Below are 12,002 nucleotides of genomic sequence, written 5' to 3'. Positions count from 1 at the left end.
GCTACCGCCGCGACAGCAGCTACTCGGACTATCCGGCCGAGCAGCCCGGTCCGCCGCGAGCTCCACGACCCGCTCCTCGCGCACCCCGCCCGGAGCCCGCTCCCGCTCCCGCTCCCCGCCCGACGTCTCGCCCGGCTCCAGCGCCTGCCCCCGCACCGCCGCCACCACCGGCGCCGACGCCTCGACCGGCCCCCCGCCCCGCGCCCAGACCCGAACCCCGTCGTGATCCGCGCCAGACGCCCCGACCCGCGCCACGCCCGGAGCCCGGACCTGATCTCGTGCAGGCGCCCCCGCAGGCCCCGCCCCGGCAACCCGGCCGGCGGCCGGAGCAGCCCGAGGCGTACGACCCCTACTCCTTCGACTCCTACGGATCGTCGGAGCAGGGCCGAGGACGGAACCGCGGCCAGGACCCGGAACAGCCACGTCGACGCCAGCAGGACCAGGGCTACGACGAGCCTGCGTATGCCGGATACGAGCAGGGCTACGACCAGAGGTACGACCAGGGATACGAGCAGGACTACGTCCAGCCGTACGACCAGCCGTACGACCGGGATCACGACCACCCTCCGACCGGCCCAGGACACCGCGACGAGGCCTACGAGCGCGGCTATGACGACCGCTACGACGACGCCTACGACCGCTCGGCCGGAGGCGAACGTGGAGAGCGCGACGGAGCGTTCTTCGAGGCCTCCGGAGCAGCGATCGTGGTGCACCTCATGCTGGTGATCCTCGCGATCTGGCTGACCTGGGCGTACGGAACCTCGGTCATCTGACAGGTTCGAAGGCGGGTCAACCCGCCGAAACTCGCACCTTGCCGTCAGGTCTGCTGACCTGATGAGGGATAATGGACTCGCAATGCGCGCTCCGAGGCCATCCGGCAGGTGAGCGCCGACACGCGAGACACGGAAGAAGGTGCCGCATGGCGGCGATGAAGCCGCGGACGGGAGACGGTCCGCTGGAGGTCACCAAGGAAGGTCGGGGCATCGTGATGCGCGTCCCGCTCGAGGGTGGTGGCCGGTTGGTCGTCGAGCTGAACGCCGAGGAGGCCGCAGCGCTCGGCGAAGAGATCAAAGGCCTTGGGCTGAACGCGTAGATGACCACAACGCTGCCGTCATCGGCGCTGCCGTCGCAGGTCGGGCCGCCCACCTTCACGCTCAATCCGCTCGGTCCGGAGAGCCTGGATGCCGAGATCATCGCGCTGCCGGTCATCCCGGGCGACGATGAGCTGATCATCGGTCCTGGGGCCGCCGACCTCGGCGACGATCACGATCTCTTGGGTCATCTCGAGTTCGAAGGTGCCACCGGCAGTGCCGGTGAGGTGACGACGTACGCCGTCACCGGCTCCGGCACTCTGCGACAGATCCTCCTGATCGGTGTCGGCGCGCAGCGTCGCGACGACTTCCGGCGGGCGGGGGCCGCGCTGGCTCGCGCCGTGCGGGATCGGACCGATGTGGTCACGACCATTCCGGCGGCCGACCCGGAGGTCGGGCTGGAGCCGTTCGTGGCCGGCGCGACGCTGGGGTCCTTCCTCTTCCACTGGCGCTCCGAGGGGGCGCCGTGGAAGCCGGTGGAGACGATCACTCTCGCCGACCTGGGCGATGACCAGGCGGCAGCGTTGGACCGGGCCCAGGCGATCGCGCGCGCCGGTTGGCGCGCGCGATTCTTCGCCTCGGTCCCCAGCAATCTCAAGAACCCTGCGTGGCTCGCCGAGCAGGCGACATCGCTGGCCGCCGAGAGCGGCCTGAAGATCACCGTCTGGGACGAGGACCAGCTCGCCGCCGAGGGTTTCGGGGGCATCGCCGCCGTCGGTCAGGGCTCGGCGACGCCGCCCCGGTTGATCCGGCTCGACTACACGCCCCGCAAGGCGGGGCGGAGGACACCGACCGTGGTGCTGGTCGGCAAGGGCATCACCTTTGACACCGGTGGGCTCAACATCAAGCCCAGCGACGGCATGGTCAACATGAAGCGGGACATGACCGGCGGCGCCGTCGTGCTCGCCGTGATGACCGCGCTCGCCGAGGTCGGTTGCCCGGTCAAGGTGGTCGGCCTCATCGCCGCCGCCGAGAACGCGATCTCGGGCACTGCGCTGCGTCCCGGTGACGTGATCACCCACTACGGCGGCCGCACCTCCGAGGTGACCAACACCGACGCCGAGGGCCGCCTCGTGCTGGGTGACGCGATGGCGTACGCAGCGGACAAGATCAAACCGGACGCCCTGGTCGACATCGCCACCCTGACCGGAGCGATGCGAGTGGCGCTCGGGCAGACGATGGCCGGCTACTTCGCCGACGACGACGCACTGGCCGCGCAGCTGGCCGAGGCCTCCGACATCTCCGGCGAGACCCTGTGGCGGATGCCGCTGGTCGCGGACTACGAGGACAAGCTCGCCTCGAAGGTCGCCGACGCCGACAACGCCCCCGGCGGGCCGGGAGCCATCACCGCCGCCCTCTTCCTGCACCACTTCACGGGCGGGGTCCCGTGGGCCCACATCGACGTGGCCTGCGGCGACGCGTACGCCGATGTCCACGAGCTCACCCCCGGCCCCACCGGCTTCGGTGCCCGGGTGCTGCTCAGCTGGCTGGCCGACGCCGACCCGCTGGCCGGCGTCGGTTCCTGACGAGACGTCACACACGTCGGCCGAAACGTCACTCCGGTCGGCCGAGACGGCACCCAGGTGCCATCTCGGCCGACCGGAGTGACGCTTCGGCGGACGAGGACCGACCCGACGTCGGCATTGCGGAACTGAGTGGGAAACGGAGCGAGCGACTCAGACGCGGGGAAGGCCTCCGCATAGCGAACAGGCTTCAGCCTGCGGTCGCGGTCCGTGGACTCCTGGGAAACGATCTCCGCGACCAGAAGGACTGTCGCGGCGTCGTACCAGGTCGCGTCCCGGTCGATGTCAGACGTGCTGACGAGGACATCTGGTTCGGGGCGGTTGCGAGGACCGAGGCGTACGGTCATCTCGGTGTCGACGATCAGGCCATCTGGTGCCTGGTCGGCCAAGCACCTCGAGAGCTCGGTCTTGACCACGCTGTGCCAGCGACGCTGGGGCGAGATGTGGAAGATCAGTGCTCCGTCGATCAGTTCGGTGTGACGTGGAGCGTGGGGGAGCGCGTCAAGATCCTCGGCGTACCACCCGTCCTCACGCGGAGGGTACATCCACTCGGGAGGTCGCTCATAACTCGAAGGTACCCCGTGCGAGCGGCGCGAACCCTAGGACTTACGCGCCAGCAACAAACCATCACCGACGGGGAGGAGGAGGGGGATGAGGCCGTCGTTGTCGGCGACCAGCTGGTTGAGCTCGCGGATGGTGGCGGTCTCCTCGTCGCGTACGGACGGGTCGGCCACACGGTCGTGCCACAGCGCGTTGTCGAAGGCGACGACGCCGCCGGGGCGGAGCAGACGCAGCGCTTCCTTGAGATAGGCCGCGTATTCGGTCTTGTCGCCGTCGACGAAGACGATGTCGTAGTGGTTGTCGGTCAGCCGGGGGAGCACGTCGAGGGCGGCGCCGGCGATGCACCGCGCCTGCCGCTGGCCGAACCCGGCCTCGGTGAAGCTCTGGCGGGCCAGCCGCTGATGCTCGGTCTCGATGTCGACGGTGGTCAAGACCCCGTCGGGGCGCATGCCGCGCAGCAGCCACAGCCCGGAGACGCCGGTGCCGGTGCCGACCTCGACGACGTTCTTCGCATCGAGCACGGAGGCGAGGAAGCGGAGCGTGGCACCTCCGCCCGGTCCGATGGGCGCGACTCCGACCTCCTCGGCCCGGGAACGGGCAGCGGCGAGGAGGTCGTCCTCCGCGACGTACTCGTCGGCGTAGGTCCAACTTGCGGTCGAAACAGGGCTGGTCACACCGCAAAACCTAACCTGTTTCGCGCAACGGTGCGGGAACGCCCGATCCAACTCGTGCGTTAGAAGTGCACAGGAAGAGGAAAAATAGGAGCCTCACAGGCAACTCTCAGCCCTTCCGGTCCCAGGCGATCTACCGTAGGAGATGTCAGCGATCAGCGAGACAGACGACAGGAGCACCATGACCGCCGAACCCACGCAGGCCCCGACGACAGAGCCGGGCGTTCCGACGTGGGACGAGATCGTGGAGAAGCACTCCGACCGGGTCTACCGGCTCGCTTACCGCCTCACCGGCAACCGTCCCGACGCGGAGGACCTCACCCAAGAGGTCTTCGTGCGGGTCTTCCGCTCTCTCGACACCTACAGCCCTGGCACCTTCGAGGGCTGGCTGCACCGGATCACCACCAACCTCTTCCTCGACCAGGCCCGCCGCAAGCAGCGGATCCGCTTCGATGCTCTCTCCGACGAGCGCGCCTCGCGCCTGACGAGCAGCGGCCCGACGCCCGACGTGGCCTACGCCGACCAGCGCTTCGATGACGACATCGAGCGCGCGCTGGCCACGCTGCCCCCCGACTTCCGGGCTGCGGTCGTGCTCTGTGACGTGGAGGGGCTCTCCTACGAGGAGATCTCCGAGATCCTCGGTGCCAAGCTCGGCACCGTCCGCTCGCGCATCCACCGCGGTCGGGCGATGCTCCGTGACGCTCTCGCCCACCGCGCCCCGCGCGGCGGACGGTTGCGACACTCCGGGCCCAAGGTGTTGTGGGGCGGGGCTTCATGAGTCTGCTGGGAAACCACCTCGGGGCGCGGATCAGCGCTCTTCTCGACGGCCAGCTCGACGCGGCGGAGGAGGAGCGCGCCTGGGCGCACGTGCACGAGTGCTGCGCGTGTCGCAGGTCGGTCGAGCGCGAGGGCTGGCTGAAGCGACGCCTGGCCGGGCTCAGCGTCGACCCTGGGGTCTCGGCCCCTGCCGACCTCAAGGGCTCCCTTCGTGGGGGCGTCCTGGCCGCGTCCGTGTGGCCAGGCGACGACCTCAGCGAGGTCTACTCCGACCCCCGGTCGATGCGGCGTACGTTGGTGATGGTCGCGGCTGGTGGCGGCGCTGTCGGCGCCGCGGTGTTCGGCATGTTCGCCTTCGCCGCCGCGCCCGCCGACGCACCGGTGCCGAGAAACCTTCCGGTCACCGCGGTCACCCAGGTTCCGGGCTCCCCGGGCGCCCCCGTCATCGCGCACGTACGCCGCTGACCGGCTGTCGAGCGACGCGACACGAGACCCGGGCTGCCCATTGTTGGGGCGAGTGGGAAGAATGGGTGCTGTGACGCAGGAACCACAAGACGACCAGTCGCGGCCGATCTCCCGTTGGGCGCCACCTACAGACGCGCCCGATGCGCCCCCGGCCGGGCAGTCGTCCCCCGATGGCCTCGGCGAGGACGAGCGCGACACGGCCGAGGTGCCGCTGCCAGGCATGCCAGGCCGTCCGGCTCCGGTAGCCTCCGCGCCGGTGGGCCCGCCTCCGCTGGGCCCGGCCGCCGACACCGCTCCGCTGCCGCCCACGGCGCCGCCGCCGGGCCCGTCCCTGCCCGGTTTCGACGGACCGCCGCCGCCGTTGTCCGGCGCTCAGACCAGTTCCTCGCCGCGCCGCCGCGTACCCGGCCCGATCTGGGCGCTCGCGGCTGCGGTCGCCTTTCTGCTGGGCGTGCTGGGCGGTTATGCCGGTGGGGTCCTCGAGGACCAGGACGACATGTCGAGCCTGGCCGGCGGTGGGCTCGAGCCGGGATCGATCGAGACCGACGCGCCCCTGAACGCCGACGACGCCAGCATCGTGAAGGTGGCCGCGACGCTGCTGCCCTCGACGGTCCAGATCTTCGCCGAGTATCAAGGCGTGGAGGACGCAGCCACCGGTTCCGGCTTCGTCTTCGACAAGTTGGGCCATGTGGTGACCAACAACCACGTGGTCGCGGATGCGGCCAAGGCCAAGGGAAGCATCGAGGTCGTCGACCACAAGGGCCGCCGCTACAAGGCTGAGGTGGTCGGTCGCAGCGCTGTCTACGACCTTGCCGTCCTCGATGTGCCCGAGGTCAAGGAGCTCGAGGCTGCCTCGCTGGGCAGCACCTCGCGACTGAGGATCGGTGAGGGCGTGGTGGCGATCGGGTCGCCGCTGGGGCTCAGCTCCACGGTGACCTCGGGCATCGTCAGCGCGTTGCAGCGTCCGGTGAGCACCGGGCAGACCGAGGACGACACCTCCTACATCAACGCGGTCCAGACCGACGCGGCGATCAACCCGGGCAACTCCGGTGGTCCGCTGGTCAACCTCGTCGGCCAGGTCATCGGGGTCAACTCGGCCATCGCGACCGCAGGCGGCGGAGAGGGTGGAGAAGGCGGCAGCATCGGCGTCGGCTTCGCCATCCCGATCGACCAGGTCAAGGTCACTGCAGCGCAGATCCTGAAGACGGGCAAGGCGACCTACCCGATCGTCGGCGCCTCCGTCGACGTGCAGGCCACCGACCACAACGGAGCCCTCATCTCGGTGGTCGAGGCCGGTTCGCCGGCGGCCGCCGGTGGGCTCAAGGACGGCGACCGGGTCACCAAGGTGGGAGACGTCACGGTCACCGACGGGATCGGCATGATCGTCGCCATCCGCGCCCACCAGCCGGGGGAGACCGTCGAGTTCACCGTGATGCGCAACGGCGCCCGCCAGGAGCTGAAGATCAAGCTCGAAGCGCAGACCGAGAACCTCGCCTGAACAGTGGTGCGTCCCAGAAGTTCCTAGGCGCTTCGCGCCGCCATGGCACGCACCTGGCGGCGTTGGCGCCGCTTGGAAGACGCCCGGTATGACTTCGCGACGCCGCCTTGCCATGCACGCACCCTGACAACGCCAAGCATCCAGGAACTTCCAGGACGCACCACTTGAGAGACGCGAAGAGCTGCTCGGCACATGCCCGGCAGCTCTTCGCGTTGTTGTGGGGAAGGTTTAGTTGTGGGGGATCAGTTGGCTATGACTCAAGAAGCGTCCGGCGTGGCCGCGGGCGCAGGGCTCTCGGCCTCGACGAACGGGTGGTCGGCCACGAAGGCCTTGGTCTGCGAGTACATGTCATCGATGAACTTCTCGAGGACACTGGCCTCGACGCGCCACTGGCCGCGCCCGCCGATCTTGATAGCGGGAAGCTCACCACGGCGGACAAGGGCATAGACCTGTGCGCTCGAGGTGTTGAGGACCTCGGCGACGTCGGCAAGAGTCAGGAAGCGGGGGGTACCAGACATAAGGTTCAGTCTCCCAGACTCTGCAAGCGGGCGTAAACCAGGGCGCCAACCTGTTAGTCCACCTTAGGCAGTGTTGCGCTTCTTTGTGGATGCGAGGTGGGTGAACCGTGAAGCAGAGGTGCGCTATGCAGCGAACAGCAGGTACAACCCGCCGACGGTGAAGCCGACCATCGTCACCAGAAGCGGCACCTGGCCAACCACCAGATGCTGCTTCGGAAGCACCTGGAGCGCGCGGATGTGGGCCGACCAGACGCCGAGCACGTGCCCGACGATCACCGCAGTCACCTTGATGACGGCCAGCAGCGTGCCGTGGTAGGCGAAGAAGTAGGAGACCGGCATGTCGGCGGTCCCGAGCCAGTCGGCTCCGGTTCCCATCGGGTCCGACGCGTTGCGCAGGGTTGCCAGCCCGCTTTCCCAGAAGTAGCTGAGATAGTGGGCGACGACGTAGCCGGCGATGATCGGCACCATCGAGGGTGCGAGCTCGGCGGGCAGCGCCCGGCGAGGTACGTCGCCGACACCGGTCAGCATCGTCCCGGCCGAGTAGAACCCGGCCACGAGAAGCGGCAGCGCGATGAGCGCGATGTTGTTGATCAGGTAGGCGGTGGAGCCCGAGATCTCCGGGCTCTGCACGATCTGGAGCCACTGCGGCGACTCACGGTAGGAGTCGTAGACGATGGTGCCGAAGAGCACCGAGACGACCGCGACCAGGCCCGGAGCCGGACGCAGCGTGTCGAGGTTGCCGAGCGGGGTCCGCAGGACCAGGTTCCCGGCCGGCGTACGTCCCCACACCGACAGCCGCGCCATCAGCGACGAGTACACCTCGAACGGGTCGCAGCGCTCCAGGAACTTCTCGCCGAACAGCGCGCCGCCGAGGATCATCGTGGCCAGGTAGACGGCCAGCCAGAGGCGTACCGGACCGAGGTAGTTGTTGTCCGGGTAGACCAGCTCGAGCCAGGCGAAGGCGAGCAGCGTGAACGCCGCGGGCCAGTAGCCCAGGCGCTCGGACAGGCGGAACGGCGGATCGCCGGCGCCGCGCAGCCAGGTCAGTCCGGCCACGATCGTGCGGGCCGGGCTGATCGCCTTCCAGACCGGTCCGAAGAGGAGCGAGAACGGGACGAGTCCGACCCACAGCCAGACGTACGTCATCCCGAAGATGGGGTTGTTGGCGTTGTCGGGGCCCGCGAAGGCGACCAGCACGAAGTAACCGAAGATCAGCATGCCGACGACGCGCCACAGGGCGGTCCAGGCGGGGGAGTCGACGACACGCCCGAGACGCGGCAACGGCCAGCCGCGGGGATTCTTCACCCCGACGACCTCACCTGCCACGGCACGCCTGGTGGTCACCACCAGCAATGCGAAGGAGACGAGAAGGGCGAGGACCGCGCCCGCGATGACGTACTCGAGCGGCAGTGGGAGATCCTGGCGACCACCCACGCCGTGGGTGAGGATCCCGGAGGAGTAGATCACTGCACTTCGAGGGTGACGATGGTCTTGCCGAGGGTGTGTGACTCCACCTCGTACTGACCAGGGATCTCGAACTTGCCCAGGCTGATCCGCGTCGTGCCTACGCCGTAGGCGGCGGACTGCTCCGGGTCGGAGTGCACATGGACCTCGCCGGCGGCGTCAGCGGTGACGTCGAGCTCGACGCTGTGGCCGAGGGGGACCTCGATCTTGCTCCCGTGGGGGTCGACGGAGTCTCCGGAGAAGTTGATCTGGACGACCACCGGGTCGCTGTCGGTCCTGGGCTCGGTGGCGATGTCGTTTCCGCAGGCAGTCGCGAAGGACGCGATCCCGCAGATTGCAGCCACGACCGCGATGATCCGGGTCGTGAGGCGCATTACTCCCCCGTTTCGTGGGCTGGTTTCAAGCTGGCGTCTGCCACAATCGCATACGAACCAAAGAGGGGGCTGAGAGGATATGAGCGAGCGCCAGCGAGCGACCACAGGCCTCAGGACGCCGCGCCCGTACGATGGCGCTTGCGCTACGGGGGTGGCGGCATGAGCGAGCGTCAGCGAGATCGACTTGGACCACGTGAGGTGGCGTTCCTGGACGGCGAGACGCTGTCGGTGCCGCATCAGGTGGCGAGCATCGAGCTGATCGAGCCGAAGCGGAGCTCGAGGCAATCGGAGGACCCGAAGGCCGAGGGGTTCGACTACGGCGCCTTCCTCCAGCACGTCGAGGACCGGCTGGCCTTCGTGCCTCGCTACCGCCAACGGGTCAGGGTGGTGCCCGGCCGGCTCGCCTACCCCGTCTGGGCCGACGACGACCGATTCGACCTCACCTATCACGTACGCCGCTCCGCGCTGCCCCGACCGGGATCGATGGATCAGCTCCTCGACCTGGCCGGCCGGATCGTCTCCCGGCCTCTGGACCGCTCCCGGCCGTTGTGGGAGCTCTACGTCATCGAGGGGCTGGCCGGCGACCGGGTCGCGCTGGTCACCAAGACCCATCAGGCGCTGGTGGACGGTGCCGAGACGGTGGACCTGGTCCAGCTGCTGCTCGACGACAGGCCCGAGGTCGGGCCGGTCGTGCCCGATCTGTGGGAGCCCCCGGAGCCTCAGTCGAGCGCCCGTCTGGTGGCAGGCGCTGTCGTCGACGCGGTCACCTCGGTCAGCGGGCTGACCGACACGGCCCGCAGCCTGGGCGGCTTCGCTCTGGGCCGGGTCACCGGTGTGGCCAAGGACGTCCAGAACGCAGGCGCGGGCATCGCTCGGGTGGTCACGCGCCGGGCTCCGGAGCGGCCGACGCCGCTGAGCGGAGCGCTCTCCCAGCAGCGACTGGTGGTCACGCTGCAGGCCGACCTGGCCGACTTCCGCCGCATCCGGGACAGCCATGGCGGCACCGTCAACGACGTCATCCTCGCTGCCGTCACCGGCGGCCTGCGCGCCTGGCTGATGACCAGGCAGGAGTCACTGGCCGGCGTACGCCAGGTGCCGGCGCTGGTGCCGGTCTCGGTGATCGACGAGGAGCTCGACCCGACCCAGCTCGGCTCCGCGGTGGCGCCCCACTTCGTGGTGCTTCCGGTCGCGGAGCCTTCTCCGGTGGTGCGGCTGCATCAGGTGTCCTACTCGTTCGAGGAGCACCAGGCCAACGCCCGCACGGTCAGTGCGCAGCGGCTGGCCGGGATCAGCGGCTTCGCTCCGGCGACCTTCCACATGGTCGGCTCTCGGGTGGCCGCCGAGAGCGAGCACGACTACCTGCTCTCGGTGTGCAACGTGCCCGGCCCGCAGGAGCCTCGCTACGCGGCCGGCTCCCGGTTGGTGGCCTCCTATCCGATCCACCCGCTGGCCGAGGGCCACACCCTCGCGATCGGGGTGACCTCCTACGATGGCCAGGTCTTCTTCGCGATCACCGCCGACCGTGACCTGGTGCCCGACGCGTCGCTGGTCGGGCAGTGCATCGGCGAGGCCCTCGACGAGCTGCTCGACACCGCCTCGGGCCGCCGCTTCCGGGCGCCTCGGGGGCTGCGCGTGGTCAAGAGCTCCGGCGAGTGAGCGGTCTGAGAGAATCCGAGGCGTGACCCGCATCTACGTACCCGCCACGCTCGAGCTGCTCGCTGACTGGTACGCCAAGGGTGAGCTGCCCGGCACCGCCGACGGCTATGCGGCGCCCGACGACAGCGAGGAGGCCGAGTACGCGGCCCTGATGAGCGCCGCCGACGACTCGGCCGTCCTTCTCGCCGGCCCCGGACGCAGGGTCGTGGTCGTCGTCGACGCGCCCGATGCGCTCGGTGACCAGGTCGTCCCGCTCAAGCTGGTTGCCGCGGTCCACGCCGACCTGGCCGACCGGCCCGCCGACGCCGACCCCGACGAGGACCTCGGCTGGTTCGGAACCCAGGAGATCCCGCAGCTCATCGGTTAGCTCGTCCTCGGGACGGCGAGAACCGCGAGATCAGCGAGACAGGTACGCCGCGCCGACCGCCTGCTCGAGGTCGAAGGCCTTGAGCATCAGCTCCTCGACGTACTCCTCGAGCTTGGCCCCCACCAGCGGGACGGGCACCTTGATGTTCAGTCGCACGCTCTCGGTGGTGCGCCCGTCGGACTCGGTCAGCGAGATGTTGCCGCGCAGCGTGGCGAGGCCGCCGGGGACGGTGATGTCGACGACGGCGACCGTGTCGGAGGACCAGACCTCGTTCTGGTGGACGGTGAGATCGCCGTTGACGATGCGCTTCGCGAAGGACGGAATGCCGACGGTCGACTGCACGCGGTCGATCCGGACCTCGCGCGGCGCACCGCCGATGGTCACCCGGCGACGGAGCGCGCCCTGGGCGTCGGCGACCTGCTCCCGAAAGCCAGGATCAGCGAGCATCGCGGACACCTCGCCCATACGGGCCTCGTAGACGAGCTCGTGCTGGAGGGTCGTCGTCATTGCCGATTCCTTTGGGGCTCTTCTGCGGGTTGGGGACGGGGTCGAGGGAGGCTCAGCCGGCGAGCCAGCGGGTGCCTACCCGATGCTCCTTCTCGAGCCCCTTCTTGAAGATCGAGAGGATGAGGTCCTCCAGCTTCCCGCTGACCAGAGGCACGTTCACGGTAGCGGTCAAGGTGACCGTCTCGATGGTCCGCGAGCCGTTCTCGATCAGCCGAGCGGTGCCGGAGAGCGAGCCGGGCTTGCCTGGCAGGGTGAGCTTGAGATCGCCGGAGGTGAAGTCGGCCGACCAGATCTCGTCCTGGTGGACCTCGATGGTGTCGCCGACGAACTTCTTGGCGAACCCGGGCACGCCGCTGACGGCCTGCTCGTAGCGGATGCTCACCGTCGACCCGGTGATCGCCACGCTCTTGGACCGGGCGTGCTGGGCGTCGCAGACCTGCTCACGGAACGTCGCGTCGGCGAGCATCCCGGAGACGGCTGCGATCGGGGCGTCATACGCCAGGTCGACCGACAGCTTTTTACTCATGCGA

15 protein-coding genes and 1 pseudogene are annotated in these 12,002 nt (G+C 69.2%); 9 read left to right on the top strand and 7 right to left on the bottom strand.

The genetic code is table 11. From position 1 onward, the window contains the following. From IEY84_RS26760 to IEY84_RS15290, 4 genes are all read left to right on the top strand, one after another. Nucleotides 1-226, top strand: a 226-nt coding sequence (locus tag IEY84_RS26760) for a hypothetical protein (protein WP_229788705.1), incomplete at its 5' end; no start/stop codon positions are given. A gap of 52 nt (nt 227-278) precedes the next feature. Then, nucleotides 279-773 (top strand): hypothetical protein, encoded by a 495-nt coding sequence (locus IEY84_RS15300; protein ID WP_189129307.1) that lies wholly within the window; start codon nt 279-281, stop codon nt 771-773. A gap of 146 nt (nt 774-919) precedes the next feature. After that, the gene (locus tag IEY84_RS15295) at nt 920-1,093 is read left to right on the top strand and encodes a DUF3117 domain-containing protein (protein WP_008358749.1); all 174 of its coding nucleotides are present in this window, start codon (nt 920-922) and stop codon (nt 1,091-1,093) included. Next, nucleotides 1,094-2,617, top strand: coding sequence for a leucyl aminopeptidase family protein (locus IEY84_RS15290; protein WP_183547002.1), 1,524 nt, complete (start codon nt 1,094-1,096; stop codon nt 2,615-2,617). Between the two features lie 224 nt (nt 2,618-2,841). Here the strand turns inward: IEY84_RS15290 and IEY84_RS15285 are convergent. Both IEY84_RS15285 and IEY84_RS15280 read right to left on the bottom strand, forming a co-directional pair. Beyond that, nucleotides 2,842-3,159 (bottom strand): annotated as a pseudogene (locus tag IEY84_RS15285) (Uma2 family endonuclease); the annotation flags it as partial. 54 nt (nt 3,160-3,213) lie between these two features. Continuing rightward, complete coding sequence (locus tag IEY84_RS15280; RefSeq protein WP_183547000.1) at nt 3,214-3,849, bottom strand: O-methyltransferase; 636 nt, start codon at nt 3,847-3,849, stop codon at nt 3,214-3,216. A 178-nt stretch (nt 3,850-4,027) separates the two neighbouring features. On the opposite strand from IEY84_RS15280, the gene sigE reads away from it, so the two are divergent. The 3 genes from sigE (at nt 4,028) to IEY84_RS15265 (ending at nt 6,586) form a co-directional block, all read left to right on the top strand. After that, a complete protein-coding gene (gene sigE, locus IEY84_RS15275) occupies nt 4,028-4,624 on the top strand; it encodes an RNA polymerase sigma factor SigE (protein WP_221208943.1) in 597 nt (198 codons plus the stop codon). After that, nucleotides 4,621-5,088 carry an anti-sigma factor gene (locus IEY84_RS15270; RefSeq protein WP_183546996.1) on the top strand — a complete coding sequence of 156 codons (468 nt, stop codon included), beginning with the start codon at nt 4,621-4,623 and terminating at the stop codon, nt 5,086-5,088. The genes sigE and IEY84_RS15270 overlap by 4 nt, the downstream gene beginning before the upstream one ends. A 70-nt stretch (nt 5,089-5,158) precedes the next feature. Beyond that, nucleotides 5,159-6,586: a S1C family serine protease gene (locus tag IEY84_RS15265; RefSeq protein WP_183546994.1), complete on the top strand. Its 1,428-nt coding sequence runs from the start codon at nt 5,159-5,161 to the stop codon at nt 6,584-6,586. A gap of 257 nt (nt 6,587-6,843) precedes the next feature. On the opposite strand, the gene IEY84_RS15260 is transcribed toward IEY84_RS15265, so the two are convergent. The 3 genes from IEY84_RS15260 to IEY84_RS15250 form a co-directional block, all read right to left on the bottom strand. Beyond that, entirely contained in the window at nt 6,844-7,104 is a 261-nt protein-coding gene (locus IEY84_RS15260) for a helix-turn-helix domain-containing protein (RefSeq protein WP_183546992.1), read from the bottom strand. A 123-nt stretch (nt 7,105-7,227) separates the two neighbouring features. Continuing rightward, nucleotides 7,228-8,571 (bottom strand): hypothetical protein, encoded by a 1,344-nt coding sequence (locus IEY84_RS15255; protein ID WP_229788704.1) that lies wholly within the window; start codon nt 8,569-8,571, stop codon nt 7,228-7,230. Continuing rightward, complete coding sequence (locus IEY84_RS15250) at nt 8,568-8,942, bottom strand: hypothetical protein (RefSeq protein ID WP_183546990.1); 375 nt, start codon at nt 8,940-8,942, stop codon at nt 8,568-8,570. The genes IEY84_RS15255 and IEY84_RS15250 overlap by 4 nt, the downstream gene beginning before the upstream one ends. Before the next feature lie 159 nt (nt 8,943-9,101). Between IEY84_RS15250 and IEY84_RS15245 the strand changes: the two genes are divergently transcribed. Further along, complete coding sequence (locus IEY84_RS15245) at nt 9,102-10,598, top strand: wax ester/triacylglycerol synthase family O-acyltransferase (RefSeq protein WP_183546988.1); 1,497 nt, start codon at nt 9,102-9,104, stop codon at nt 10,596-10,598. Between the two features lie 22 nt (nt 10,599-10,620). Then, nucleotides 10,621-10,965, top strand: a complete 345-nt coding sequence (locus tag IEY84_RS15240) for a DUF6912 family protein (RefSeq protein WP_183546986.1) — start codon at nt 10,621-10,623, stop codon at nt 10,963-10,965. Between the two features lie 30 nt (nt 10,966-10,995). Here IEY84_RS15240 and IEY84_RS15235 read toward each other — a convergent pair whose 3' ends face one another. After that, entirely contained in the window at nt 10,996-11,472 is a 477-nt protein-coding gene (locus IEY84_RS15235; protein ID WP_183546984.1) for a DUF2505 domain-containing protein, read from the bottom strand. Between the two features lie 52 nt (nt 11,473-11,524). Continuing rightward, the gene (locus tag IEY84_RS15230; RefSeq protein ID WP_183546982.1) at nt 11,525-11,998 is read right to left on the bottom strand and encodes a DUF2505 domain-containing protein; all 474 of its coding nucleotides are present in this window, start codon (nt 11,996-11,998) and stop codon (nt 11,525-11,527) included. Between the last annotated feature and the right edge of the window lie 4 nt (nt 11,999-12,002).

The sequence above is a fragment of the Nocardioides albus genome (assembly GCF_014648255.1).
Lineage (GTDB): Bacteria > Actinomycetota > Actinomycetes > Propionibacteriales > Nocardioidaceae > Nocardioides > Nocardioides albus.
The sequence above is the reverse complement of the archived record's forward strand: the minus strand, read 5'-3'. Positions and strand labels throughout refer to the sequence as shown.

Excerpts from the sequence above, each read along its gene's own strand:
- IEY84_RS15245 (WP_183546988.1), top strand. The coding sequence starts at position 9,102 with ATGAGCGAGCGTCAGCGAGATCGACTTGGACCACGTGAGGTGGCGTTC.
- IEY84_RS15295 (WP_008358749.1), top strand. The coding sequence starts at position 920 with ATGGCGGCGATGAAGCCGCGGACGGGAGACGGTCCGCTGGAGGTCACC.
- sigE (WP_221208943.1), top strand. The coding sequence starts at position 4,028 with ATGACCGCCGAACCCACGCAGGCCCCGACGACAGAGCCGGGCGTTCCG.
- IEY84_RS15260 (WP_183546992.1), bottom strand. The coding sequence starts at position 7,104 with ATGTCTGGTACCCCCCGCTTCCTGACTCTTGCCGACGTCGCCGAGGTC.
- IEY84_RS15290 (WP_183547002.1), top strand. The coding sequence starts at position 1,094 with ATGACCACAACGCTGCCGTCATCGGCGCTGCCGTCGCAGGTCGGGCCG.
- IEY84_RS15270 (WP_183546996.1), top strand. The coding sequence starts at position 4,621 with ATGAGTCTGCTGGGAAACCACCTCGGGGCGCGGATCAGCGCTCTTCTC.
- IEY84_RS15235 (WP_183546984.1), bottom strand. The coding sequence starts at position 11,472 with ATGACGACGACCCTCCAGCACGAGCTCGTCTACGAGGCCCGTATGGGC.
- IEY84_RS15250 (WP_183546990.1), bottom strand. The coding sequence starts at position 8,942 with ATGCGCCTCACGACCCGGATCATCGCGGTCGTGGCTGCAATCTGCGGG.
- IEY84_RS15230 (WP_183546982.1), bottom strand. The coding sequence starts at position 11,998 with ATGAGTAAAAAGCTGTCGGTCGACCTGGCGTATGACGCCCCGATCGCA.